18 protein-coding genes are annotated in these 25,377 nt (G+C 64.7%); 7 read left to right on the forward strand and 11 right to left on the reverse strand.

Annotated elements, in window-relative coordinates; genetic code table 11:
• Positions 1–54 precede the first annotated feature (54 nt).
• Positions 55–996, forward strand: a complete 942-nt coding sequence (locus tag CAP_RS07240) for a GGDEF domain-containing protein (RefSeq protein ID WP_052374461.1) — start codon at positions 55–57, stop codon at positions 994–996.
• A gap of 16 nt (positions 997–1,012) precedes the next feature.
• Here the strand turns inward: CAP_RS07240 and CAP_RS07245 are convergent, their stop codons facing one another.
• The 9 genes from CAP_RS07245 to CAP_RS07285 all read right to left on the reverse strand — a co-directional run bounded on the left by CAP_RS07245 (position 1,013) and on the right by CAP_RS07285 (position 12,520).
• The gene (locus CAP_RS07245; RefSeq protein WP_044237713.1) at positions 1,013–2,065 is read right to left on the reverse strand and encodes a hypothetical protein; all 1,053 of its coding nucleotides are present in this window, start codon (positions 2,063–2,065) and stop codon (positions 1,013–1,015) included.
• A 155-nt stretch (positions 2,066–2,220) separates the two neighbouring features.
• Positions 2,221–2,475, reverse strand: coding sequence for a hypothetical protein (locus tag CAP_RS07250; RefSeq protein WP_044237949.1), 255 nt, complete (start codon positions 2,473–2,475; stop codon positions 2,221–2,223).
• 108 nt (positions 2,476–2,583) lie between these two features.
• On the reverse strand, positions 2,584–3,993 hold the full coding sequence (locus CAP_RS07255) for a cytochrome c3 family protein (RefSeq protein WP_044237715.1): 1,410 nt from the start codon (positions 3,991–3,993) through the stop codon (positions 2,584–2,586).
• A gap of 14 nt (positions 3,994–4,007) precedes the next feature.
• A complete protein-coding gene (locus tag CAP_RS07260; protein ID WP_231511191.1) occupies positions 4,008–5,630 on the reverse strand; it encodes a hypothetical protein in 1,623 nt (540 codons plus the stop codon).
• 145 nt (positions 5,631–5,775) lie between these two features.
• A complete protein-coding gene (locus CAP_RS07265) occupies positions 5,776–6,537 on the reverse strand; it encodes a HEAT repeat domain-containing protein (RefSeq protein WP_044237717.1) in 762 nt (253 codons plus the stop codon).
• Positions 6,538–6,698: 161 nt separating this feature from the next.
• A complete protein-coding gene (locus CAP_RS07270; RefSeq protein WP_231511192.1) occupies positions 6,699–7,580 on the reverse strand; it encodes a porin family protein in 882 nt (293 codons plus the stop codon).
• A 52-nt stretch (positions 7,581–7,632) separates the two neighbouring features.
• The gene (locus tag CAP_RS07275; protein WP_081864672.1) at positions 7,633–8,565 is read right to left on the reverse strand and encodes an outer membrane beta-barrel domain-containing protein; all 933 of its coding nucleotides are present in this window, start codon (positions 8,563–8,565) and stop codon (positions 7,633–7,635) included.
• 242 nt (positions 8,566–8,807) lie between these two features.
• Positions 8,808–10,220, reverse strand: coding sequence for a signal recognition particle-docking protein FtsY (gene ftsY / locus CAP_RS07280; protein WP_052374397.1), 1,413 nt, complete (start codon positions 10,218–10,220; stop codon positions 8,808–8,810).
• Between the two features lie 620 nt (positions 10,221–10,840).
• Positions 10,841–12,520, reverse strand: a complete 1,680-nt coding sequence (locus tag CAP_RS07285; RefSeq protein ID WP_156040568.1) for a carboxypeptidase-like regulatory domain-containing protein — start codon at positions 12,518–12,520, stop codon at positions 10,841–10,843.
• A 562-nt stretch (positions 12,521–13,082) separates the two neighbouring features.
• On the opposite strand from CAP_RS07285, the gene CAP_RS07290 reads away from it, so the two are divergent.
• Positions 13,083–13,901, forward strand: a complete 819-nt coding sequence (locus tag CAP_RS07290; protein ID WP_044237723.1) for a HEAT repeat domain-containing protein — start codon at positions 13,083–13,085, stop codon at positions 13,899–13,901.
• Between the two features lie 101 nt (positions 13,902–14,002).
• Entirely contained in the window at positions 14,003–14,833 is an 831-nt protein-coding gene (locus CAP_RS07295) for a methyl-accepting chemotaxis protein (RefSeq protein ID WP_044237725.1), read from the forward strand.
• Between the two features lie 137 nt (positions 14,834–14,970).
• On the opposite strand, the gene CAP_RS07300 is transcribed toward CAP_RS07295, so the two are convergent.
• Together CAP_RS07300 and CAP_RS07305 are read right to left on the reverse strand one after the other, a co-directional pair.
• The gene (locus CAP_RS07300) at positions 14,971–15,375 is read right to left on the reverse strand and encodes a YraN family protein (RefSeq protein WP_081864651.1); all 405 of its coding nucleotides are present in this window, start codon (positions 15,373–15,375) and stop codon (positions 14,971–14,973) included.
• A gap of 22 nt (positions 15,376–15,397) precedes the next feature.
• On the reverse strand, positions 15,398–16,285 hold the full coding sequence (locus CAP_RS07305) for a hypothetical protein (RefSeq protein WP_044237727.1): 888 nt from the start codon (positions 16,283–16,285) through the stop codon (positions 15,398–15,400).
• 569 nt (positions 16,286–16,854) lie between these two features.
• Between CAP_RS07305 and CAP_RS07310 the strand changes: the two genes are divergently transcribed.
• From CAP_RS07310 to CAP_RS07325, 4 genes are all read left to right on the forward strand, one after another.
• A complete protein-coding gene (locus CAP_RS07310; protein ID WP_044237728.1) occupies positions 16,855–18,588 on the forward strand; it encodes a hypothetical protein in 1,734 nt (577 codons plus the stop codon).
• A 92-nt stretch (positions 18,589–18,680) separates the two neighbouring features.
• On the forward strand, positions 18,681–22,490 hold the full coding sequence (locus CAP_RS07315; protein ID WP_044237730.1) for a tetratricopeptide repeat protein: 3,810 nt from the start codon (positions 18,681–18,683) through the stop codon (positions 22,488–22,490).
• Between the two features lie 4 nt (positions 22,491–22,494).
• Positions 22,495–23,940 (forward strand): tetratricopeptide repeat protein, encoded by a 1,446-nt coding sequence (locus CAP_RS07320; RefSeq protein WP_044237732.1) that lies wholly within the window; start codon positions 22,495–22,497, stop codon positions 23,938–23,940.
• Positions 23,941–24,039: 99 nt separating this feature from the next.
• Positions 24,040–24,300 carry a hypothetical protein gene (locus CAP_RS07325; protein ID WP_044237734.1) on the forward strand — a complete coding sequence of 87 codons (261 nt, stop codon included), beginning with the start codon at positions 24,040–24,042 and terminating at the stop codon, positions 24,298–24,300.
• Positions 24,301–25,377 lie beyond the last annotated feature (1,077 nt).

Below are 25,377 nucleotides of genomic sequence, written 5' to 3' on the forward strand. Positions count from 1 at the left end.
GACCCATGCCGGGTGCGTTGCCGAGCGGGTCTCGCTCTGGTGTACTCCTCCTGCGTGTCCGATCCCGATTCCGAGCTCGATTCAGACACCGACTTCCGGCGGACGATCGTGACGGTCGGTGCCCCTGCGGCCGTGTCATCGGAGTCTGCAGGCCCCGGGACGGCGTGTCTGGTGATCATCCGGACCCTGTCTGGCGCCGGAAACGGCCCCGATCTGGGCCGCCGCCTCCAGCTCGGCACGGGGACCATCGAGTGTGGCCGCTCGATGCAGTGCGACGTGCCCCTCGACGATGACGCGGTGAGCCGGCGTCACGCCTCCGTTAGCTGGAGCGGCTCTGGCTACGTGCTGAGGGACCTCGGCTCGACCAACGGCACCTACGTGAACGACACCGCCGTGAAGGAGCGGGTGCTCCGCGACGGTGACCAGCTCAAGGTCGGGCGAACGATCTTCAAGTTCATCCAGGGTGGCAACATCGAGCTCTCCTACCACGAGGAGATCTACCGGCTCATGACCTGCGACGGGCTGACGCAGGTGCACAACAAGCGCTCGTTCGACGCGGCGCTCGAACGTGAGGTCTCGCGCGCCTCGCGCTACCAGAGGCACCTGTCGCTGGTGGTGTTCGACATCGATCACTTCAAGCGCATCAACGACACCCGCGGGCACCTCGCGGGTGACGCGGTGCTGCGGCAGTTCGCAGCCCTCGTCTCTGCGCACGTGCGCCGCGACGACGTGGTGGCGCGGGTCGGAGGAGAGGAGTTCGCCCTGCTCCTCCCCGAGAGCCCGCGAGAGAGCGCCTGCGGGGTGGCCGAGAAGCTGCGGGGATTGATCGCGCGGAGCCCTTTCCGGTTCGAGGACTCCGAGATCCCTGTCACCTCGAGCTTCGGCGTGGCGAGCATCAGCCCGGAGACGCCGCTGTCGGCCCTGGAGCTGTACCGCCAGGCGGATGAGCGCCTGTACCAGGCCAAGCGCGAGGGGCGCAACCGGGTGGTCGGCTGAGCCGAGGCGGGCGAGATCAGTCGTAAGGCGGGAGGGCGCAGTCGCGGGTCGGTGCGCCGTGCAGGATCCAGGCGGTGATCAGGTCGATGTCGCCGCCATCGATGCGGGGGACGACGCTGCCAGGAGCGGCCTCGGGATCGCCAGGATCGTGCAACCAGAAGCTGGGCGTGCTCTGCGGAGGCATCGGCATGCCCACCACGACCGAGGCATGAAGGCGCTCGCGTTCACCCGCGAGATCGCTGCCTTCTGCCGTGCTCAGGGTCGGCTCCAGCGCGTTGGGACCGATGAGCATCTTGTAGAGCAGGTAGCTGTTGCCAGGGTTCTGCGGGTCGATGATCGGCATGGCGCGGCCGAAGCGGCGAGGGCTCAGGTCGGGATCCGCGGCGTGCTCTCCCGTCTGGGTCTGGTGCGCCACCTTGCCGATGGCCGTGAGCCGGATGAGATCGCTGCTCGCGAGGCTGAGGCCCGCGCCAGCGAACTCAGGGTTCGCGTGGCATCCACCGCCGGCTGCACAGGCCTGGAGGTAGGGCTGGACGCCGAATCCCCAGAGCGCGCATGCCTGCCGGCAGGCGTCGTCATCGCACTGGCCGAGGCACGCGGGATCTCGGCGGCAGTAGAGATCGGCGCCTGGCAGCAGCTCGTCGCGGACGCCGGGAGGATCCTGGTCGAGGACCGAGACATCGATCTGCACCGTGCGCTCCAGAGGGGCCTGATCGAAGGCGCGGAAGCCGCCGAGATCCTCGTCGCTCGAGGGAGCCAGCACGGCGATCCGGTACTTCTGGCCAGGGCTGAGGCGAGGGCTGTCCGCGCGGCGACGGTAGATCGCCTCGCGTTCGACAGGGTTGTAGGTGGGTTCGAGTTCCAGGCGCGCAGCGCCCGGGATGCGCTGGCAGTCGTCGAGGGTGCGGACGTCCCTGGTCAGATCCGAGGTGATGCACACCGACTGACGCGTCACGGTGGCGGGGTGCAGGAACCGATCGAACTTCAGGATGAAGCTCGCGGTCGACAGCACGCGGGACGAGCCATCCGCCTTGAGCGGGGTGCGCTGCGGCTGGGCATCAGGGCTCAATCCCGTGGTGCCTCGCACCTCGATGAGTTGCGGAGGAGGGTGATCGGCAGGCTGGGGAACTGTTCTCTCGTCGCACCCGACGGATGAGAGGGACGAAAGGCTCGCAGCGAGGCTGGAGAGGAGGGCGAGGGCGGAATAGCGCTGGACGGAGACCTTCAGCTGTCCGAGTACAGGCTGAGCTGTTCGCGCACCACCTGCTCGTTGATGCCCGACTGGATGTGCCCCTTCAAGCAATCCGCGAGGGTGATCAACATGTCTTCGACGCCCTTCTCCTCGATGAGCTTCGAGAGCAACTGACGCGCTTCGCGGCCATCGTCTTCCCGCAGGAAGCTTCGAACCGTCTCCAGGGTGATCTCCCCCTGAAAATCGATCTGGAGATTGCCGAGTAGGTACTTGATCAGCTCCTTCACGCCCATTCTCCTTGGCGGTCCCGGCATCTATCGCGGGGGTCGCGCGCCATTGGCTATACCCGCCGCCTGAAGGGTGACGCAAGGAATATCCGGTCGTCTGCAGACTTCTCATCGACAGGTCCGCAGGAAAGAGTCATTCGACTGGTGACACACCAGACATGGTCGCGAGTTCTTGGAGAAGGCTGCCCTGCATTTGTGCTCGAAGCCCAGCGGGTGCGGGTTCACGCCCTGTCCGCCTGAAAGCCCCTTCGTTGCGTGGCACGTGGCGCAGTCGCGTTCGGTGTGACACGAGACGCATGCGTTGAGGTTGCGCTCAGCTTCCCATGCGTGATGCCTCGCACTGCGCGGCGCGAGGGTCCACTCCGCAGGCGGAGGATGGAACCTGCTCCCGGTGGGCCGGTTCCCGCTCGCGACGTCGCGCGCCACCCCGGTGCGCCGATGGCAGTCTGCGCAGAACGTCTGTTGCTGGTGGCAGCTCACACAGCGCGGGTTGTCCTGCCGCGCCGCCTGAGCGTGCATGGAGAGCCAGTCGTTCGGGTGCACCTTGCGCGGGCGGATGCGTCCGTCGTGACAGTCGGCGCAGTACTGCGCGCTGTGACACGAAGCGCAGAGCGCGCTGTTCGCGCCGGCCACGGTCTTGTGCCGCTCGAGCCAATCCGGCGTGTGACCGGCATCGTGGAGCCAGCGTGGCGGGAGGAGATCGCCGGTGGGGAACGCCTGAACGAGCCGCCCGTCGGGGTGCGTCAGGTGACAGACGGTGCACTCGCCTCTGGCTTCACCTTGCGCGGCTCCGCTCATGTTGTGACAGCCGAAACACCCTGCCATGCGCGGGAGCTGGTCGCGGGTTGCCAGCTCGAGCTGACCCACCTGGCCGTGACACTGGCCGCACTGGATGTTGCGGGCGAGGTGCTTGTCGTGCGGGAACCGCAGGTTGGCGTCAGGGAGCACGACCGCGGCGACCCTGCCACCTGCCCCAGGGTTCTCGCCGAGGTGACAGAAGGCGCACTGGCCGTTCTCGTCCGTGCCGGCCTTGACGCTGGCGATGTCGGAGTGGTCGACGTCGTGACAGCTGTCGCACTGGCTGCCTGGGGGGAGTAGCTGATCCTTCGTGGTGCGGCTGGTGTACGCCCCTGCGTGGCACGACCTGCACGAGAGCTTCAGCTCCTGGACGTGCTTCTTGTGGTTGAAGCGGAGCGGGATGGTCTGGGGCGGGAAGATCTCGTCACTCGGAACGGGGCTCACGGCCGTGCCTGGCGGCATGAGCGCGAGAGGAACCTCGATGTCCCCGGGCATCGGAGCCAGGCCTGTGGTGTAGGCGCGGGCCGCCGGGGGAGGGGCCGCCGGGGGAGGGGCCGCCGGGGGAGGGGTGGCACTGGAAGGGGGGGGGGCGGGGCCCGACTGGGCTGCTGCATCGGGCGTCAGCGCAGCGAACGCGAGCGAAACCGTGCAGGCCAGCACGGCGAACCACCCTGGCAGGAGGGCGTCGGAAGAGGACTTCCTCCGGGGAGAGGGGGTCATGCTGCGCTGGCTGCTCACGGCGTCACCCGCAGGGTCAACACGCCGAGCACGCGGAAGCGGTGACCGACGAGACGGTTCATGTCGTGCTCCCACTCCAGCCTCATGTCGGCCACCTGGATCGGTCGATACCCCGCGCCGAGCACGTAGCCGAACGAGGTGGCGCCGCGCTCGGGCCTCAGGGGATCTTCCCAGTCGTGGAGCGAGAGCCGGGTCCCCAGCGCGTACCGGCCACCATCGAGCCGCTTCTCGCCGCTCACATCGGCTCCCACACGTCGCCCACGCTCTCCAGCTTGCATCATCCCCCGCAGCTCCACCTCGGCGCTCCTCAGCCGGTAGCGAGCCGACACGTTGGCGAGTGCATCCGGGGTCAGCGAGGTGCCCCGGTTTGCCTCATCCTGCGTGTAACCCGCGAGGACGTCCGGGTTCCCGAAGGCTCCATCGCAGTCCGCGACCGAGAGGCCCAGCTCCGCGCACTGGCCCATCCGGAAGGCGTCGGGATCCCCATCCGTGGCCCAGAGTCGTACGCCACCCGAGGCGGCGACGTGCACGGTGCTGGTGACCTCCACGGCGACGCGACCCACCGCCGTCGTGACCGGGCTGTGGGTGAACCAGTTCCAGATGGAGTCCGCGTCGAACGTGGGGACGAAGTAGTCGACGTTTGCGCCCACCGTGACGTGCTCGCCCAGGTACGCCTCGACGTTGCCCTGGGCCATCCCGACGAGCTGGTTGTACAGGTCGTATGAAAACCCGCCGTTGATCCCGCCACGCGAGGGCAGGGTGACGCCCGCCTCGTACCCGATGCGCTCCTGCGAGATGCGCGCGCCATCGATGGTGGGGTAATTGCCCGAGGCGTCGGGGAATTGCTGGGTGAACGAGGTCGCGGTGTTGTAGACGCGTCGGTAGGTGAGCCTCCCATGCAGGAAGCTCACCCCCGAGGTCTCCAGAGCGGCACCGAATGCGGGAGCCGGTGCCGTGAACTGGTACGACGGGTAGTCTGCGGCGCTCGGCCGCCCCTGGCCTGTCCCGAACTGGGCATGGCTGCCGCGCCAGACACCCTGCTGCTCGTAGCGAGAGGTCGACAGGGGTAGGCCCCCCCGCTGCTCGAGACCCCCGTAGACCTCGGCCTGCACGAAGTACGGCGTGGTCAGGCGCACGAGCGCCCCATCGAAGGACCACCACCCCAGCGCGTCGGTGATGTACTGCCGGCCGAGCCGGAATCCGAGCCATCCGCCCGCCAGGTTTCGCCCCTCGATGTAGCCGTACATCAGGTCCAGGGGGGCCACCTGGTAACCAGGAATGAAGCGGGATCCACTGCTGCGGGCGTAGTCGGTCTCCGCGCCTGCATCGCCCCCGACGAGATGCGCGTTGACGCCGAAGTCCGCATCGAGCCGGAGCATCATGGCCAGCGAGTAGTCCGCGCCATCCGCCGCGCGCTCACCCTGGAGGTGATAGAGCCCGAGAGACAGGGTCTGGAGCAGCCGCCGTCGGTCCAGCAACGCGCCGCCCCAGGGACTCGCCACCTCGTACGCCTGCGCGGCGGTGGTCGAGTGGAGCTCCATCTCCACGGCCTGCGCGGGCGCGGCCATGGCTCCGCTGGATGCAGCGGTCGCGAGCGCAGCGAGCCGCGCTCGCGACATGCGGAGCAGGCTCACTTCAACCGCCGTCGTATTCCGGTCGGATCAACCTGCGCGTTCATGATGAGGGGCGTGAGAGAGAAGCGCCTCACGCTAGAGGAGGAGATCGTCGTCTAGCCCCACGGAGGCTGTCAACGGGCCAACCTCGTCAGCCGTAGCTTCGGGTACGGCTGATCTGGCCGCCGTCGTTCACTGCGTAGCCACCCGAATCCTGCAGCGCATCCCTGGCGGTGCCTCGCAGCTCTGCGGGGATGGTCCAGTTTCGAGCCATCATACCCTCGGCGACCTTGTTCTTGATGCGGACCGACTCCTCGGAGGCGATGGCCTTGACCAGCGCCGGCACGCTCTCTTCGGTGCCCTGAGCGAAGGTGGTCTGGACCGCGTGGAACCTGACCGTCTCGTTGACGTCTTCCAGGAAACGCTCGACGGCTTCGCGAATCTCGTCGCCCGTCAGGGTGCCGAGCGCGATGATCACCTGCTGCTTGGGCTCGACGTTGCGCGCGTACTCCGTATCGAAGCCCTCGAGCAGATCGATGAGCTCATCCCGGTACTCATCGTCTTCCAGGAGCGCGCGCAGGATCTTGATGGGCCAGGACAGCGTCTCCGCCCTGGCGCAGAACTCGCGGACCGCAGGGATCACCTCCTTGCCCGCGTCGACCACGCCCTGAAACGCCACTTCCTTCTCGTCCTGGTCCGTGATGGAAGGGTCGATCGAGAAGGTGAAGCGTTTCAGCAGTGCCGTCGCCGCCTCGACGCTCTTCATCGCGGCGAGCGCCTGAAGGGCTTCGATACGGTCGTAGGTCTGGGCCCGCTTGTCCGAGGCGACCTTGGCGTAGCCAGCGACCTTCTTGTCGACCGCCGGACCGCTCGCAGGGGGAGAACTCTTGCGCAGGAAGTCGAAGATACCCAACACAACCTCCGGCGGCGGGCTGCCATACCGGTGCCGAACCGCGCTGGCAATGAGGTGGACTTTGAGGATGTCGCGGGGGAGGACGCCGCGGTCTCCGCGCGAGAAGGTCAGGATAGCACCACCTGTGGCAGCATTTGCCGCCACAGGGGCCTTCCTTGATTCTAATCCTGAATCTTTACCTTGGTCGGCAGGAAGAAGGTGAGATTCAGGGTCAGCAGGCTGTTGAAGAAGAACTGGCGATCGTCGCCGTTCACCGCCGTGTCGGGGAAGTCCTGGTTCGGCCCTCCGCCGTAGTTGTCGAACCCGGACGTGTTCCACGCGAAGGGCAGCCCGCGGTACTCCACGCCGAACCCGAAGAAGCTGGTCGGGTAGAAGTTCAACCCGAGACCAAAGGTGGGGGCGACTGCGAGCCGACTCTCGAGCTGGAAGCTTTCGGGATCGGAGCATGCGGTGCCCGAAGGACCGCACTCCCTGCGCTCCTGCAGGCCGACGAATGCCGGTCCCACGAAGATGTTCACGTCGGTGTCGACGAAGAGTTCCGCGAACAGCGCGAGCTTTCCGCGGAACGGAATGAACGTGAGCTGCGGCGCCGCGACCCACTGCATCCTGCCCAGCTGATCTTCCGCGAGATTGCCTCGGGTCAGGTTGCCCGCAGTCAGCCTGCAGGCCTTGTCGAACCCGCGGTTGCTGCAGTCACGGTTATCAATCGCCTTCTCCTGGAGTTCGTCGGTGAGGTTGGTCGTGTACTGGATGCCGTAGCCTCCCCACACGCCAACGCCGAGCCAGTCCGTGAAGTGATAGGTCGCGCGCAAACCCGGCATGATCGTGCGCTGGTACTCATCCAGGAGCGTGAATGAAACGCTCGGGCTGAGTTCCAGACGCCCTTCACGATACAGCCGCAACTTGCGCACTGCCGGTGCGCCGGCGAGAGGACCCGTCAGCTGGATTTCCTGCGCCTCCGCCGGCGAGGTCGCCATCAGTAGTGCACAGCCAGACAGCGCCGCGAGCGCGCTGCAAAGGCCTTGGACGAATCGACGCATCATGCCTTCCCCGTCGTTGGCTGAACCATCCCTAACTTTCCCTGCGCCCGCAGCCCTACTTCGGCAGCCGGTACTCCCACGTGAACGGCAGGAAGATGGAGATACCGACCTGCGCTTGGACGTTGTTCGTGAAGTTCGTGCCCTCGGCCAACCATGTGTCGGGGTTCTGGGCTTGTTCCCTCACCTGGGGGATGCTCGGATTTTCGAGCTTGTCGAAGAAGATGTAGTCGCTCACCTCGAGCATCGCGGCGAACCAGCGATTGAAGAAGATGCGCAACCCACCGCCGAGGCGGAAAGAGATCTTCGGCTCGAAGTTGAACGTTCGGTTGTCGGGATCGACGACCGCGATGGGGCGCGTCGAGATCGCACCCACACCACCCACGACGTAGAAGTCGTAGTGGAAGATGAAATCGCCGAAGCCAGCGAACTTGCCGTACGCAGGGACGTACGTGAAGTTGGCGTTGGCGTTCCACGCATACTCGGTGATCGGCTGCCCGACGCGCGCAGCACGGCTGGTCTGAAAATTGAAGTCAGAGACTGAATTCAATCCAGCATAGAAGTTGCCGTTGACCCCGACGGCGAGGACGTTGGTGATGTACCAGTTGACGGCAAGACCCGGCCCCGGGTGACCCGCAAACTGGTCATTCATGGTGACTGCCCAGTAGGGATTCACTTCGAAGCGGTGACGGCGCAGCGCATAAATCTGCTGCACTGCGTACACCTCTTCCTTGAGATCGCGGGCGGCCGCCTTGTCCATGTCAATCGAGGGACAGGCTGCCGGATCGATCTTACAGATATCACCCAGACCCGAATCCCCCTCCTCGGTCGGCACATCCACCGGCGCACCTGCCGGCGTCTCCGTCTCCTCTGGGGCCTCGGGCTCGTCGAGGTTGATCTCTTTTGGTTGTTGCGGTTGCTGAGCCGACGCTGTGAGCGGCACTGCCAGCAGCGCAGCCGCCACGAAAAGCCCCACGCGAGCCTGGTTCATCGCCATCCCTTTCGCAGTCCGTGCGATGTTTGGGCGTTCATCGCCTAGGTGAACAGCTCCCTAACTATGCGAATTCATTAAACAAATCGGCGTGGCGCCGAGCCGGACGGACTATATCACGTGAAAAATCGCGCGATCAACAACCAAATCTTCCGTTGGTCCAGCCCATCCTGCCGAAGCAACACACGCATGCCAGAGTAGGCCATTTCTCGTGCCGAGTGAGAATTGATGACCTTCCGTGCTCAAGCTGCAGCTTCCTCTGCCTTGGAAGGGCGGCCCAGCATCGCCTCCACGAACTCGTCCACCTCGAACTCGCGCAGATCTTCCGCGCGCTCGCCGATGCCGATGTAGCGCACTGGCACCCCGTGCTCGGCCGCGATTCCCAGGATGACCCCTCCCTTGGCCGTCCCATCGAGCTTGGTGAGGACGATGCCGGTGAGGGGCAGGACTTCCTTGAACATCGCGGCTTGCTGCAACGCGTTCTGACCGTTGGTTGCGTCGAGGACCAGGAGCGTCTCGTGGGGAGCCCCATCGAGCGCCTTCGTCATCGTACGCGCGACCTTCGTCAGTTCGTCCATCAAGTTGGTCTTCGTGTGGAGTCTACCCGCCGTGTCAGCGAGTACGACATCAGCGCCTATTTCCTTGGCGCGCTGGATGGCATCGAAGATCACGGCGCCAGGGTTCGCCCCGTCCTTGCCGCGCACCACCTCACAGCCCACCCGCTTGCCCCACACCGCGAGTTGCTGCACCGCAGCAGCGCGGAAGGTGTCACCCGCAGCGAGAACGACCGTCTTGCCGTCGTTCTTGAGCTGCGTCGCGAGCTTCCCGATGGTCGTCGTCTTGCCGACGCCGTTCACCCCCACCACCATGACCACCGTCGGGCTGTTCGTGAAGCGGAGCCCTCCACCGCCCTGGATGCGCAGGATACGTGCCGCCTGAGCGCGCAGCGCGTCCCACACCTTGCCTTCGTCGTCGAGCTCCTTCCGGCCGAGCGACTCACGGATGTCACGGAGCAGCTCCTCCGTCGTCTTCACCCCGACGTCCGACGTGAGGAGCACCTCCTCGATCTGCTCGACGATGGAGGGATCGATCTCCTTCTTCCCGGCCAGCAGAGACCGCAGGCGCCCGAAGAAGCCCTCCTTCTCGCGAACCTTGCCCAGCCCTTTTCGCAGCCCCTCGACGTCCTGCTTCCGGGGGGTCGGCGCCTTGGCGGGCGCAGGCTTGACGGCCGGCTTCTCGGCGACCTTCTCCGCCGGCTTCTCGGCCGGTTTCTCGGCCGCAGCCTTCTCGGGAGCCGGCTTGTCGACAGCGGGTTTGTCGGCAGCAGGTGGCTCTGCCGGCTTCTCGGCAGGAGCCTTCACCTCCTCGGCGGGCTTGGTCGCCGGGGCCTCGGCAGCCTTGGGCTCTGCCTTCGCAGGCTTCTTGTCCTCGGTCCGCGCCTCGGCGGGCTTCGCCGCGCTGGGCTTCTCGGCCTGGCGCTCCGCCCGCGTCTTCTTCTCGGCAGGCGCAGGAGCCTTGGACTCCTCGCGGGGAGTGAGCTTCGGCGGTTGCTCCTGCCGCGCCTCAGGTAGCTCGGGCTTCTTCCGCGTGAAGAGGAAGACAGCGACGGCTACGATCACCACCACGACGATCGCGACGATATAGGCAGGTTCCACGTTGAGCGTTCTCCGGCGTCGGCCCGACTATATGGGACGCGCCACGTACGTCAACGGCGCCGGGACGAAGAACCTCCTCGCGGAGGCGATCAGGGCTTCCTGCAGACCACCGGAGATTTCGCTGGCTCCCCTGGGCAAAGGCGCTGGCCCGCAGCGGCATCGCGTCTTCAAGCTCCAGCATCCATCGCTGCCTGGTGACGCCTTGACGGGCTTGACCCGGCGAGGTGGCCGGGGCGCGCCCCCCCGTTCCGACCCCCGCGCGCTCCCCTCCTACCCAGAAATCGGCTGCCCCGAGTAGAAAGGCGCAACTCCCGACCACGTCGCCGGAACTCCCGACCACGTCCCGCCAGCCCCCGACCACGTCGCCGGAACTCCCGACCACGTCCCGCCAGCCCCCGACCACGTCGCCGGAACTCCCGACCACGTCCCGCCAGCTCCCGACCACGTCGCCAGAACTCCCGACCACGTCCCGCCGACTCCCGACCACGTCGCCGGAACTCCCGACCACGTCGCCGGAACTCCCGACCACGTCGACAAAACTCCCGACCACCAAGGCGAAGTGCCCGACCCCGCGCCACCTTCCTCCGCCATGGCGGACGGCCTCCCCGACTCCCCGGCGCTCAGACTCCAGCGCCCCGCGGAGGCCGTCGCGGCTCGGCGCCTTTGATCTCCTTCTCCAGCTCCTCGTCGACAGCTTCTGGACCGAACGCAGCTTTCTCGATGGAACCCGCCCAGCGCTCCGTATCTGTCTCTTCCACCCGGCGCGCCACGCGACGGACGTGCCCCGGTGTGGGCTCGGGTGGCCCCTCGAAGGGCGCCCCCTGTCGTTTCACCCACTGGAGAAGGTGCTCGATCAGCGCGCGCCGCCGCGTGACCAGGGTGATGCTCAACCTGCTGGGTGGAGGGAGCGCCTGCGCGTGGGCGCTGTGGAAAGGTGCCTCGACGACCAGCCGCGCATCGCGCTCGACCGCCGCATCCATCGTGAACTCACCACCTCGATCCGTGACCACACGTGCCACCTCACCCGTCCCCTCGAAGGTGGGAACGGTGATGGTGATCGTGGCTCCAGCGATGGGCGTGCCTTCGTGAGCGTCGGTGACCAGCCCCTTCCAGCCCCGGGCCTGATCGCTGGTCTCGACCACGCTGACACCCGCTCTCCCTGTCGGGAGGGCAGGCTTGTTCTTCTCATCGGCGCGCTCTGCGGGCTTCGGAGCACGGCGCCAGCCGCCGAGGATCCACCCGGCGACGGCGAGCACCAGCGCACCGATCGCCACCTGACGCCAGACACCTGGCCCTCGCACGGGAACCTGGAGACTCAAGGACTGCCCCGCGCGCCACCACGGAGTCCCCGACACGTAGCGCACGCTGAGCGGCAAGCTCGTCTCGCGATCCGACGTGAACACGGCGAGCAGCCGCGCACGCCCCTCGCGGACCATCGCCGTCCCGACCGGCTCGCCATCGCGCGAGGCCTCGACGACGCCGCCCTCCACAGGGCCTCGGGACGACTGAACCTCCAGATCGATGGGGATCCCCGCCTCCGGATCTCCCGCCTCGATGGGGTGGCTGAGCGCGAGGCTCACCTGCGCGTGCCGCACGATGGACTGCGTCGCGGTCGCCTTGCTGAGCGCCTCGTTCCCCTCGAAGCGCGCGCGCAGCTCTCCCTGCCCGGGGGCCGCGAGGTCTGCCGTCTTCACGTCGAAGCGCGCCCGGCCATCACCACCCGTGACTGTGCTCCCCAGACGGCGACCAGCTTCGTCTTCGAGGAGGATCGTGAGCCCCTCGCGCAGCTCTGGCGTCCCGACACCGACATGGGCTGGCTCGCGCCGATCGAGCTGGAACGTCGTGACGACCGGCACCACCTCGCGGTCGAGATCCACCTCGGCGACTTCAGGGCTGAACTGGAGCGCGGACACCACGAGGGGCGTCCTCGTGGTCTCGACCCGAAAGACCTGCTCCGTCCCGTCGTACAGCTTGCTCCCGGCGAACTCGATGCGCAGCGTCGCACCCCCCAGATCCGCGCGACCGCGCACGCAGAAGCTCCCCCGCTCATTGGTCTCGACCAGATACCCACCGGCCGAGATGCGCGGCCCTTGCGTGTGCCCGCGCGAGGGAGGCGTGCAGCTCGTCGGGACCGGCAGCACCTCGCGCCCGCGGCTGCCGCTGGCGACCTGGATCGTGAGCGGCGCCCAGGCGATGGGAAGCCCCGCGTCATCGAGCAGCGTGCCCCTCGTGGTGAAGCTGCTCGCCTCCGACCACGCCACCGCCTCGAGCTGCGACGTGCCCCTGACGTGCACGCGCATCTGGCTCTGCCCGAACGCAGGGCCGGCGCACGCGCTCGCGGCGAGGAGGACGGCCGCTGCCGACCATCCACCACGCGGTCGCGTGCTTGAGCTTCTCGGCGGCATGGGCGTCAGTATTGGTCATCCACCCGGCCGAGAGGAAGCCTTGCCACGCGCATCGTTCCGTCTGGGAGCATACTTTTCCCCACGGTGCAGGGCAGGGGACGGCGCCCTCCTCCCGAGGTCACGGACGTCAAGGCCGAAGCGCCAGAACGCTCAGGAAACTGCGGGCGGAACGCGCGGTGGGGGAAGCTCCGATCGGCGCTCGGAGGGGGCGGGGCGCGAGTCCGGGCCGTGAGCATCGCGGCTCATGTCATGCGTTGAAGCAACGTCGAGGTGATGCGTCCAATGAGCATGTCGTCTGCTGCACCCCCGGCCCATAGTCGCCTGGGGACGTGCGAGGAGCAGGTGAGTATGTGCCATTCCAGCCAGGAGTGTGAGCATGTGTGCATGGAGGGCGAGACCTGTTCTGCATGATCGGGGTGCTGGTCGCGGACAGCGCTTGTGTATGCTGGAGAGCCCAATGTCACGTTCGGTGCTCGTGTTCGTGTGGTCACTCGCCGCCCTGATGCCGATGCTCATCCCCGGGAGTGCATTCGCTCAGAAAGCCGCGAACGTCAGTCAGCTCGCGCAGCAGCTCCGAGGGACTGACGATCGTGTCCGGACCCAGGCAGCGCTGGCGCTCGGTGCGTCTGGCGACGAGGCGGCGGTGAAGCCGCTGTGCGATTCGCTGGGTGACAGCAACACCACGGTGAAGGTCGCCGTCGCCGCTGCCCTCGGCAAGCTCGGCAAGCCCTCTGGCTTGCCCTGCCTGCAGAAGGCGGAGAGCAAAGAGTCCGTCGCTTCCGTGAAGGCGCAGATCCAGAAGTCGATCGCCTCCATCAAAGCCGGTGGTGGCTCGGCCCCCGCGCCGCCTGGACCGGACACGAAGTTCTACGTCGCGATCGAGATCTCGAACAAGAGCGGCCGCCCCGAGGCCGAGGTCGAGCCGATGGTGCGCGCCGCCATGCAGTCGAAGGTCCTCGCCAAGGCGGGCTACGCCGTCGCTCCCAAGGGAGAGACGCTCGCGCAGGGCGGCAAAGTCGTGAACGGAAGCAAGAAGCTCAAGGGCTTCTACCTGATCGCCACCGTCGAGCCCCCCATCTACGCCGGCGGCAACCTCACCCAGGTTGTCCGCGTCAGCATGTGGACGTACCCGGGCAAGGCGCTGCAGGGAGAGTTCGCTCCGAAGCTCACGCAGAGCGACACGCCGAAGACCGACAAGGAGAGCGAGAACGTGCTCATGAAAATGTGCGTGGAGAACGCCATCGAGACGTTCCAGAAGGTGGTTGCTTCGTTGTGAGCTGCTATCTCGATAGATCTCTCACAACCCATCTCGTACGTTGTTCGTGACCAGCTCGACCTGTGATGCCGGGCGATGAGCATTGAACTGCAGAGGATCTCATGAGTGACCCTTCGCGCACGGGCGCGCAACCGCAGTACCATCGTAGCGCCAGGAACTATCTCCTCGATCGCCGTTTCCAGCTCAAGTACGCCGGAATGCTCGCTGGCATCGCGGCCGCACTCTCACTCGCGCTGGGAGTCCTCCTGTGGCGTACGAGCTCGGAGATCATCCGGCACAGCGAGGCCACCGTCACTCAGGGCAAGCTGACCGTGGCGCAGGGGCAGGAGACGGTGCGTCGTCACCAGCAGGCCATCGAGCAAAGCCGCATCGCGAGCGACATCGTCAAGATGAACATCGCGAAGGAGTACAAGGACTACCCCGAGCTGGCGAAGCTCTTCGAGGAGGACACGAAGGGCAAGGAAGACAAGCTCAACGACGACCAGGAGCGGCTGAAGGGGGAAGCGGCTCGGCTCACCCAGCAATCCATCGATCTTGAGCGCCACGCACAGGAGGTCGCCCAGCAACAGCGCACGCTCCTGGGCCTCCTGGTCGTGATCCTCACCCTGCTGGTCGTGGGCATCGGGCTGGCCGGCATCGTCTTCACGCACAAGGTCGCGGGACCCATCTTCAAGATGAAGAGGCTCCTGCGCCAGGTGGGTGAAGGACAGCTCATCGTCCGGGAGAGGCTCCGCAAAGGCGACGAGCTGCAGCACTTCTTCGACACGTTCGAGAAGATGGTGGACGACCTCCGTGCCCGTCAGGAAGCAGAGATCGCCAAGGTCGACTCCATCCTTGAGAAGATCGAGAGCGGAGCGGCCCGCACTCCCGAAGAGGGCGTCGCCATGCTCAGGGAGCTGCGCAGCGACATGCGCCAGCAGCTCGAAGCGTAGACACCAGCGCCGCGCGCGCCACACACGCCCCGCCACCTCCGAGAGCCTCTGCGTCTCCGCGACCTCCGGACGGCTCTCCTCCTCACGCCACCTCTGAAGAAACCTCCCGCGAGGCGCCTCGCTCAGGGGCTTCGATCTCAGAAAGCCGCGCGGACGTGCTCGATCTCGACACGACCATCCGGCCCGAAGCTGACCGCGGCAATGTCGAAGCGCATGCGCTCGACCCCGGGCATCCGGGAGAATCGCTGACGCCAGAGGCATGTCCCAGCACGCCTCACGCGCATGCGCTTCTGCGGCGTGACGCTGTCCAGCGCGCGCACGTACGAGCCAGCGCCGCGGGTCCGAACTTCGACGACAACGATCACCTCGCCCTCGCGGGCGACGATGTCGATCTCGAAGCGACCGACACGCACGTTGACGCCCAGGATCTCGAGCCCGAGCACGGTCAGGTGCCGAACCACCAGCAGTTCGGCACGGGTCCCGATGTCTTGTTGGGGGGTCCTCGAAGGACGTCGATCAGACGGGGGAGGAGGTTCGCTCACGCGAGCGACCGAGAGGGAGGAGCTACTCGGAGACCCCGCTCACGCAACCCTGGGTGTTGTCGCTGTTGCCGGTGACCGCACCGCACGAGCCCTGGGCATCCGAGCTGTTGTACAGGGTGTCGAGCTTGACGCAGTACTTGCCGCTGATCAGCGGATCGCCGAGGCCCACGTCGGCGCGGATCTCTTCGCACGAGAACCCATCGGGGCACTCGCAGAAGTTGAAGTTCTCATCCTCGGGATTGTTCGTGCCCTCGGCAGCCCCGCAGCGGCAGGAGCAGTAGACAGCGTTCTCGGCATTCCGCTTTTCGCACTGACCGCAGACCGGAGAGGCCACCGGGGTGTTCGTGCCGGGAACGCAGCAAGCCTTCCCTTCGTTGTCCGTGCCTTCAGCGCTCTGGCAACCCGTGGTGGGGTTGAAGCAGACGAAGGACTTGCACACCCTCGGCTCACCCTCGGCCGGCGTGGGACAGAACCAGGTCGGGTCCGCTCCCGCTCCAGGGCAGTGCGCCGCCTCGCTGCAGGTGCAGACACCCAGGGCCGTGTCGCAGTTGCCGCTCGCGCAGTCCCCGTTGACGTTACACACAGGCGCTGACGTGGCTGCTTCCGTGCACGTCTCTCCTTCAGCGCAGGTCGAGGCCCCTTCGGGGTTGCAAGCAATCCGCGCCGTCTGGCCCAGGGGGCAGCTCGAACGCCCCTGGAAGTGATTCACGAGGCAGATACGCGTCTGGCACTGGAACGAGCGGGACTCGATGTTCTCTTCGGTGACCTTGAAGCCCGCGAACCCAGGATCGTACTCGTCTTCTGGGGTGCAGGGGTCTCCGACACCACCGCTCTGGCATGCTAGGGGAAGGCTTCCCACAATGGCGACGCTGAGGAGGCCGAGCAAGCCGGACAAAATCGAACGAGTCATCAGAACGTGCTCCTTCGGCGGCGAAACGCCCCTCCACACGCAATCTAGACTGCTCACGCGGCAAGCAGGTGCCCCACAGTGGGGAGCTACTGGCACAACGTCAGCGGTCGGACGCTATCGAACCAGCGCCGGACCGTCAACAACCGGATGCGTCCAAGCTACGGGATTCACAGCTTCCCTGCTGCCTCCGAGGTGAGGCGGCGCGGCTCGATCCGCGTCAAAACCTCTCTTCGCCGCGAGCGCCCCCCGGATCCCTCGGAGGATCTCCCCCCCGGGATCTCCTCCAAGGATCTGCGGCGAGAAGTGTTCCACGAGCACTGCAGGGGAACCCGCCCCGGCACCGGCACAGCTTGACAAGGCGAGCTGGGCGTCACTACCATCCCCAGCCACGCGTAAGTATCCGTTGATTCTCGTTGGCATTTTCGCTCTGAGCGAGGTCGGCTCTCGGTGATTCAGGCGTGCACGTGCTGGAGACGCGCCGGGGGAGCAACAGGGGGCGCACAGGGCGGCACCACCCTGGTCGAGCGAGGGGCCCGGATCTTTACGCCTCCGAAAGCGAGGAACTGACGATGCGGAACCGGCTGGCGAGTATCTGCCTTGTGGCCTCTGCCCTCTTCTTCTCACCCATGCAGGCGCAAGCGCAGGGTCAGAAGAAGGCTGCCCCTGCTGCTGCTGCGGACAAAGCAGGCAAAGGCGACAAGAAGGCGGCCGAAGAGAAGCCGCAAGAGATCGACCTTGACGAAGGGGCTCCCGCGGAAGAGGGCCCCGTGACGGCCGGCCAGATGACGGAGGAAGCCGCGCAGGCGAAGCGTCTGTTCGACGCCGAGCGCTGGAGCGAGGCTGCGCTCATCCTGAAGCGCGTCGTCGACGGTGACACCGGAGACGACGAGGGCAACAAGCAGATCGCCCAGTACCACCTGGCGATCGCTCTCTATAGGTTGCAGTTCTACCAGGCGAGCTACGCAATCTTTTCGCAGGTCGCCGACAAGACGAATCACCTCAAGTTCAACGAGACCCTCCTCTGGCTCTCGAAGCTCGCCACTCAGCTCCCCGAGCCGGCTGACATCATCGAGCGCGTCGGCAAGTACAAGACCGAGCAGGTTGCCCGATTCAACAATCCCCAGCAGAGGGATCTCTACTGGCAGCTCAACTACATGCTCGGTCGGTACAAGTACCGAAACCGCAACTACGAAGAGGCCATCAGCCTGTTCGACAAGGTCGACAGCAAGAGCCCCTACTACGTCCAGAGCCAGTTCTTCAGCGGCATCTCGTACGTGCAGCTCCGCAAGTCGGTGCCCGCGGTCAAGGCATTCCAGCGGATCATCCAGGCGCTCGACGAGGGCGTGGAAGGCGTCGAGGAAGAGGGTCGTATGCGCGACCTGGCCTTCCTCTCGATGGCCCGTACCTACTACTCGGCGTCGGTCCGGTTGGACGACAACAACATCCCCACCATCGACTCCACCAAGCTCTCCGCTGCGGTGAAGTACTGGAACCGGGTGGACGTCGCCAGCGAGTACTGGCTCGACGCGCTGTTCGAGCAGTCCTGGGCCTACTTCATGGCCGGCATGTACCCGCAGGCCCTCGGCAACATCCACACCATCGAGTCGCCCTACTTCCCGAACTCCTTCTATCCGGAAGCCGACATCCTCAAGGCGGTCATTCGCTTCACCATCTGCAACTACGAGGATGCGACCACCGTCGTCGCTCGGATGAAGAAGAAGTACGAGCCGATCAAGAAGGAGCTGGAGACTATCCTCAATCGCTTCAAGGGCGAGGAGAGCGAGGAGAAGTTCTATCAGTTCCTCAAGGACGTGCGCGCCGGCAAGGCGAACCTGGCCCCGACGGTTCGTCCCATCGTCACCAATGCGCTGTCCGATCGGCAGCTCCTCCGCAACATCGAGTACGTGCGCGTCCTCGACGAGGAGGAAGGGCGCTTCAAGAAGGCACCCGCCAGCTTCAGGAATTCGCCTGTCGGCGCCGACGTCACGGACGCGCTGGACTTCGCGCGCAACCTGGCCGTTCGAAACGCCGGTACCCTCGCGAAGGACAGGTATCAGCGCTACCTCGACGAACTCAATGAGCACCTCCGCGACTCGTCGAAGATCCTCATCGACATCACCGCCGCCGAGAGAAACAAACTCGATCAGCAGGTGGTGAGCGGCCAGCTCTCGAAAGAGGAGTCGCAGGTCTACGGCGTCGTGAAGCCGGACGAGGAGCACGTTCTCTGGCCATTCAATGGCGAGTACTGGCGCGACGAGCTCGGCTTCTATCGCCAGGTCATCGTATCCCGTTGCAGCAAGTAATGGGTTCACCCGGCAAAGTGCCGACCAATGAATGAGTCTAAACTACTGGTCTGCGCAGTTTCCTATGGTTGGGCCGTAGCAGAGGGACGGAGATGAAGAAGCAGTTGAACAAAGGCATGCTGATGAAGCTGCGCGCCGTGGCAGGCGTGGCAGCCATCGCCGCATGCGCAATCACGTCGAGCCCTGCAAAGGCAGCGGACACATGCGTCTCGCAGGGGGCCAAGGATACGCTCGCAGCCTGTCCTGGTGGCAAGCTCCAGGTCACGATGGGCAAGAAGCCTCAGGTCAGCTTCAAATCCGCTCCCCAGGGAGTGAATTTGAAGAAGCGCGACGACCTGACGAAGCCGACGAATCCGTCGGCTTCGCAGAGCTCTGCTCAGCGCGACGAGCGAAGGAGCCGCCTCGCACCGAAGGTGCGCAGCCTCCTGGTGACCGAGATCCAGGGCCTCGAAGGTCTGTTCGGATCCACGCCGAAGAACGCGGCAGACCGGCCCAAGCTCATGCGCCGCCTGGCTGAGGGCTACGTCGAGCTGGAATCGGCAGCGTTCCGCGACAAGACCGAGAACGCCATCAAGGCCGACGAGGCGAAGCGGAAGAACCCCAAGGGCGCCGCTGCGTTCAAGAACGAGTCGGCGAAGGCCGACAAGATCCTGGTCGCTGCCCGGCAGGCGGCCATCAAGTACTACACCCTGTTGAAGTCGCAGTACCCGAAGTGGTGCCAGGCGACGAACGCCGCCGATCCTGCCAAGAGCACGGGTTGTACGGACGAGGTCCTCTACTACCTCGCCTACGAGTATGAGCAGGCCCAGCAGCTCGATCAGGCGCGCAAGGTTTACTTCGAGCTGATCCAGAACTGGCCGCAGTCGAAGTACATCCCGAACGCCTACCTCGCCTTCGGTGAGTTGTTCTTCAACGAAGCCCAGGGCGATCCGTCGAAATGGGCACTTGCGGAGAAGTCATACCTCGAGGTGACGAAGTACCCGGCCCCCGACAACAAGGTCTGGGGATATGCCCATTACAAGCTGGGCTACGTCTACTGGAACCAGGGTGACTTCCCGCGCTCGATCAGCGAGTTCAAGAAGACCATCGAATACGGTCAGCAATACGCTCAGCTACCGAACGCGGCCCAGCTCGCGATCGCGGCGCGCCGTGACATCATCCCTGTCTACGCGCTTGCGGGCGATCCGAAGCGCTCCCACGACTTCTTCCGCCCGCTCAGCGGAGACAGCGGCACCAGCTCCGACAAGACCTTCAAGATGATGGACGACCTGGGCCAGAACTACCTGGACACGGGTCATTATCGCGAGGGCATCGATCTCTATCAGGACCTGATGAAGCGCGACCGGGGGCCCAAGTACTGCGTGTACCAGGGGCACATCACGGAAGCGACGCTCGCCATGAAGTCCGGCAACAAGGACAACATCATGTCCGAGCTGAATCGTCAGCTTGAGGTCTATCAGCAGTTCGAGAAGGAAGGCCACCCTGCCGACAACAAGCTGAAGTGCGCCAACATCACCGCAGGGGTCATCACCGAGACCGCCATGGCCTGGCATCTCGAGGCTGTGGGCTCCGGCGGGGTGCGCGGGACGGGTGACAAGAAGACGATGCAGCTGGCGGCTCAGCTGTACGACAAGGTCGTCACCAACTTCAAGCAGGACCAGTTTGCACGATTCGAGTTCCCGCGAATCATCAAGGAAGACTGGCCGAACATCTTCAAGATCAAGTACGCAATGGCCGATCTGCTCTACTTCCAGAAGGACTGGGAGAAGTGCGGACCCGCGTTCGACTCCGTGGTGGCCGAGGATCCCAACGGGACCCAGGCAGCGGAAGCCGCCTATGCGTCGGTGCTCTGCTACCAGAACATCTACACCGAGAAGCACAAGGACGGCTCGGACCGCAAGGGCGGCGGCAATCTCCCCACCTCGGCGAACGGCAAGACCGACAAGAAGGCCGCCGACAAGGCGAAGTACCAGAAGAAGGAGTTCACCGATTCGCAGAAGGGGATGATTACCGCCTTCAATCGGTACATCTGCTACATCAAGCCCCCCGAGACCGACAAGGAGGCTCAGGAGCAGTATGTGGAGGTCAAGTACGCGCGTGGCCGCACGTACTTCGAATCCCAGCACTGGGAGGAAGCCGCGCTTGCCTTCCGCGACGTGGCTATCAACCACTCCGACAAGGACGTCGGCATCTATGCGGCGCAGCTCTATCTCGAATCTCTGAACGTCTTGGGTCAGAACTCCGACCCGCCCCGCCCATCCTGCTACGAGGACATGGCGAAGGACGTCCCGACCTTCATCGAGAAGTACTGCACTGGCGGCAAGGAGAAGAACAATGCCGAGCAGTGCGGCATCCTGACACGCATCCAGCGTGACATCGAGCGTCTTGGTGCGGAGCAGCTCGTCGCGAAGGGTGACAAGACCGGCGGCGTGGAGGCCCTGAAGGACTACGAGAAGGCTGCCACGGCCTACATGGACCTGTGGAAGAAATACAGCGAGAAGGCCTGCGAGGCGAAGGAGCCTTCCTGCGAGCGCGCCGAGGAGGTGCTCTACAACGCAGCCAGGTCCTTCCAGGCAGCGCGCCTCATCGCGAAGTCCATCGCTGCGCGTCGGATCCTCATCGATCCGAAGTACAACCTGAACAACACCGAGCTCGCCAAGAAGGCCATCTACGAGATCGGCGGTAACTACCAGGCAATCGCCGTCTACGACGAGGCGGCCAACTGGTACGAGCGCTTCGCGCGTGAAAACCCCAAGATGGACAAGGCCGCGGAGGCCCTTCAGGACTCCGTCGTTCTCCGCCTGGGTCTCGGTCAGGAATCCGAGGCGATCAAGGACGCGGAGCTCTTCAACAGGAACTACGGAAGCGCGAAGCCCGCGCAGGCTGCGCAGATCGCCTTCGCGATTGGTGCGCACTACATCGACAAGGAAGACTGGGACAACGCGCGGAAGCGCTTGCAGTCCGCAATGTCCCAGATCGACCGCAATGCCACCTTCGACGTGCAGGTTCAAGCGCACGCGATGCTGGGACGGGTCTACATCCAGATCAAGAACCCGTCGGGGGCCCAGACCGAGTACAACAAGGTCCGCGGTTACTGGAAGAGCCCCGACGACGCGCGGAAGAAGCTCGATACGATCGGTGGCGATGAGATGGAGCGGGCCCGCCGCCTGGGCAAGGTGCTGGGCGCAGTCGGTGAATCCTACTTCTTCTTCGCCGAGCAGAAGCGCAAGGACGTCGAGAAGCTCAAGTTCCCCGAGTACAAGGGCTCCGGCACCAAGGAAGACGTGAACAAGCACGTCAACACGAAGGTCCTGGAGTGGGTCAAGAAGAAGCGCGCCGCCATCGAGGAGACGGAGAAGGAGTACCTCAAGGTAGTCAATCTCCAGCCCGAGCCTCCTCCGGTGTGGGTTATCGCTTCCGGTTCGCGTGTGGGTCAGATGTGGAGCAAGTTCGTCGCCGAGTTCCGCGCTGCGCCCATTCCCAAGGAGTGGAAGCAGAGCGGTCCGATCCCGGGCCTCGCTGATCTCACCTGGGACGAGCTGCGGTTGACCTATTACAACAGCCTGGACGAGGCGAGCGAGCCGCAGAAGCAGATGGCGAAGGCAGCCTACAAGACCTGCCTCAACTACTCGGTCAAGTATCAGTACTTCGACGAGTATTCGCGAACCTGCGAGGTGTGGCTCTCGAAGACCTACCCGTCCGAGTTCCACCTCATCGACGAGTTCAGGGGCTCGCCCTCTCGGATGAGTTCGGGTCTGAGTGAGCGTTCGGCGCCTCTGAATCTGGATGGCACGCCCTACCGCGAGGTCGCGGCGAGCGCTCCGGAGGACGCGGCCAAGGACAAGGCTGCGCCCGCGTCCAAGGAGACGACGGACAGCGCTCCGGCGTCAGGAAAGAAGTGAGGGGATGAACATGAGAAAGCTCGTAGCGTTCGCAGCCATCCTCGCTGGTTCCCTTGCCGTCGGTTGCGGCGGAAGCAGTGCTGTCACCAATCCTGCAAAGGATGCGTCAGGCAAGGGAATCACCGATAGCAAGGGGAATACTGTCTCCGTCGAGGCCGCAAACAAGTTCAAGTCTGGCCTGCAGGCGATTGCGCAGCACGACAAGGCCAATGACTGGACGGAGGCGACCTGTCAGTCGACGGCTGACATCTTCCTGACCGCAGCCAAGGAGCAGGGAGACAAGACCTTCTCGGAGGCCCTCTACAACGTGGGCCTCGCCTACCAGCGCTGCAAGAAGGACGCGGATGCCAAGAAGGCCTTCGAAGAGGTCCTTCAGAAGGATCCGAAGTTCCACCCGGCGCGCGTGCAGGTGGCGCTGTACAACTTCGCGGCTTCTGGCGAGAAGGACATCGACCGAGCCATTTCGGAGATGAGGCAGGCGGCTGTCGTCGACGCGCAGTACAAGAACGTGGAGGCGCTGGTTCATCTGGCGCTCCTCTACATGCGGCGTGGCAACAGCGTCGCCGACAACGACGGTCCGAACGATTTCCAGCGGGCGAAGCGCTACATTCAGAGCGCCCTCGCGGTGGATGACGCGTTCATGCCGGCCTTCAATCAGCTGGCGATCTACTACCTGGAGACGGCGAAGCAGAAGGCAGGTCGTTCAGCCGGTAAGCGCACTGCCTCACTCTCGGGCGCGAAGGAGAAGAAGGTCGAGACTCAGGCGCTCGAACTCGCTCACCTCGTGTGCTCCCAGGCCATTCGAAAGAACCCGAAGTATGCACCGATCTTCAACACCTTCGGCATGATCTACGTCGAGCTCGGGAACCTGAACAATGCAGTGAACTCGTTCAACGCTGCACGCAATCTGGACCCGTCGTTCTTCGAAGCTCAGATGAACTACGCCGCCGTGAACATGCAGTTCCGCGGCTTCAAGCAGGCCGAGGATGCCTATCGAGGTGCGCTGAAGATCAGGCCCAACGATTACGACGCCCACCTGGGCCTGGCACTCTCACTGCGTGGCCAGATCGACGACAGCAACTTCGACAAGATGGTCTCTGCCGCCGGGTCGGAGCTGGAAGCGGCAAAGAAGATCGCTCCCGAGCGCGCCGAGACCTACTACAATGAAGCGATTTTGACCCAGGAGTACAAGGCCAAGGCAGGAGGTAAGGAGGCTGAGCCTTTCCTTCTCCAGGCAAAGACGCTCTTCGGTCAGTTCGTGCAGAAGGCGGGCAGTGCTGCGGAGTTCAGCGATGCGGCCAAGCGTGCCAAGGAACGCATCGAGGAGATCGATCAGATCATCGCGTTCAACCGTCAGACGGCCGAGGAGCAGAAGAAAGCCGAGGCTGAAGCCAAGCAGCTTGCCGCCGAGCAGGAAGCGGCTGCGGCAGCGACCGGCGAACCGCAGTAGTCTCTGCTTCAGAGTCGTCGGGTGGGACGAAGTCGCGTGACATCTCGACGTAGTGGCGTAGTTTCTCAGTGAGAGTCTGATTTCTGTAGGAGAGCCTCCATGATCACCTTGCCCCGCCTGATCGGTTCATTGGTTGCAGTAGGCCTGATGGTCACGGTAACGGCTGAGGCTTACGCGCAGACCCCGCCGAAGAAGGATGAAGGATACGGATACGAGTTCTCGGACGATCCTCTCAGCGCAGGAGGATTCGGGCCGAACGACGCCACCATCCGCGTTCGACCGGGGCCGGTTCGGACCACCCTGATCCGTCCCCGAATCTCCTTCATCCCCGAGATGCTCAAGTCCGTCGAGAACCTCTGATCTCGACGTGACCCATTCCTCGTCCCAGTCCGGACGAGGTCTGTAGGCGAAACAGAAGCAGTCCGTTCGCCAGGGCTCGTCATCTTAAGGCGTGCCCTGGCGAGTCTTCGCGCCGGCAGGCGAGAGCCATTGGCGCATTACCTTCCCCACCGATACTTTCACTGCGAGCGCAGGCCTGGACCCGTCCGAGGGCCTTCCCGTTGGTCTGGGTGGCCTCCGGGGTCGTGTCATTCCTTCTGCTGCTCAGCAGGCGTTCTTCTCAGCTCCGTCAGCCCTCGGTGCATTCCTGCTCCGACGGAGCGTGCGCGCCGTCGCCCAGAGTGCGGTGAGAGCCGCGAACCTCGCCCGCGACGCGTCGAATTCACCGACCGGGTGCTCTTCCACCTCTCAATGACCTGAATGAGAAGTGTTCACGCAATGGCTCGGCACATGCGGATCATTCACGGATCCATTGTCATGCTGAAAGAGGGAGTGGGGAGTCGCAAGTCATAGCGATGGATGATCTCCCCAGGAGGTCGAAGCCGTCGGGCTTGCTGCTGCATGCTATGGCTGCGGCCCCCTCCTTCGGCGGTTCACCTGGCTGGTCCCGCGTCCGCATCGTCCTCGTCCGGTCTCTGCCCCGCAGCCCTTCATCGTTGCTGGAGATCTCTCAACCTCTCGGATCTGGGCAACTGCGGTGGGAACGCGCGCTTGCTGATGATGGCGAGAGACCCCCAGAGCGAGCCTCCCCGAGGGCGGCTCGGTTCGGTTGGATCTGACCCTAGACTTCTGCGCATGGCTCCGCCTATCCTCGCTGCCCCGTATAAGTTCTTCGACCCGTGCCTTCACTGCTTCGAGGGCCTCTTGCGACGAGGACACATGTGAGAGGAAAGCGTCACGGCACCCCCCAGACTGCGCTCAGAAGGTCGACGAAAGGTGCGTGCCGGGACCTGTCCATCGATCAGAGGCCTCCAAGCCATGAGGCAAGAGCATCATGAAGGCTCTTGCCCTTGGTAAGAAGATTCACATGGGGCGAAATTTCACGGTATGTGCGAACGCGCATCCTCGTGGCCTACCTGAGACCACGCTGCGAGAGAA

The sequence above is a fragment of the Chondromyces apiculatus DSM 436 genome (assembly GCF_000601485.1).
Classification (GTDB): Bacteria; Myxococcota_A; Polyangia; order Polyangiales; family Polyangiaceae; genus Chondromyces; species Chondromyces apiculatus.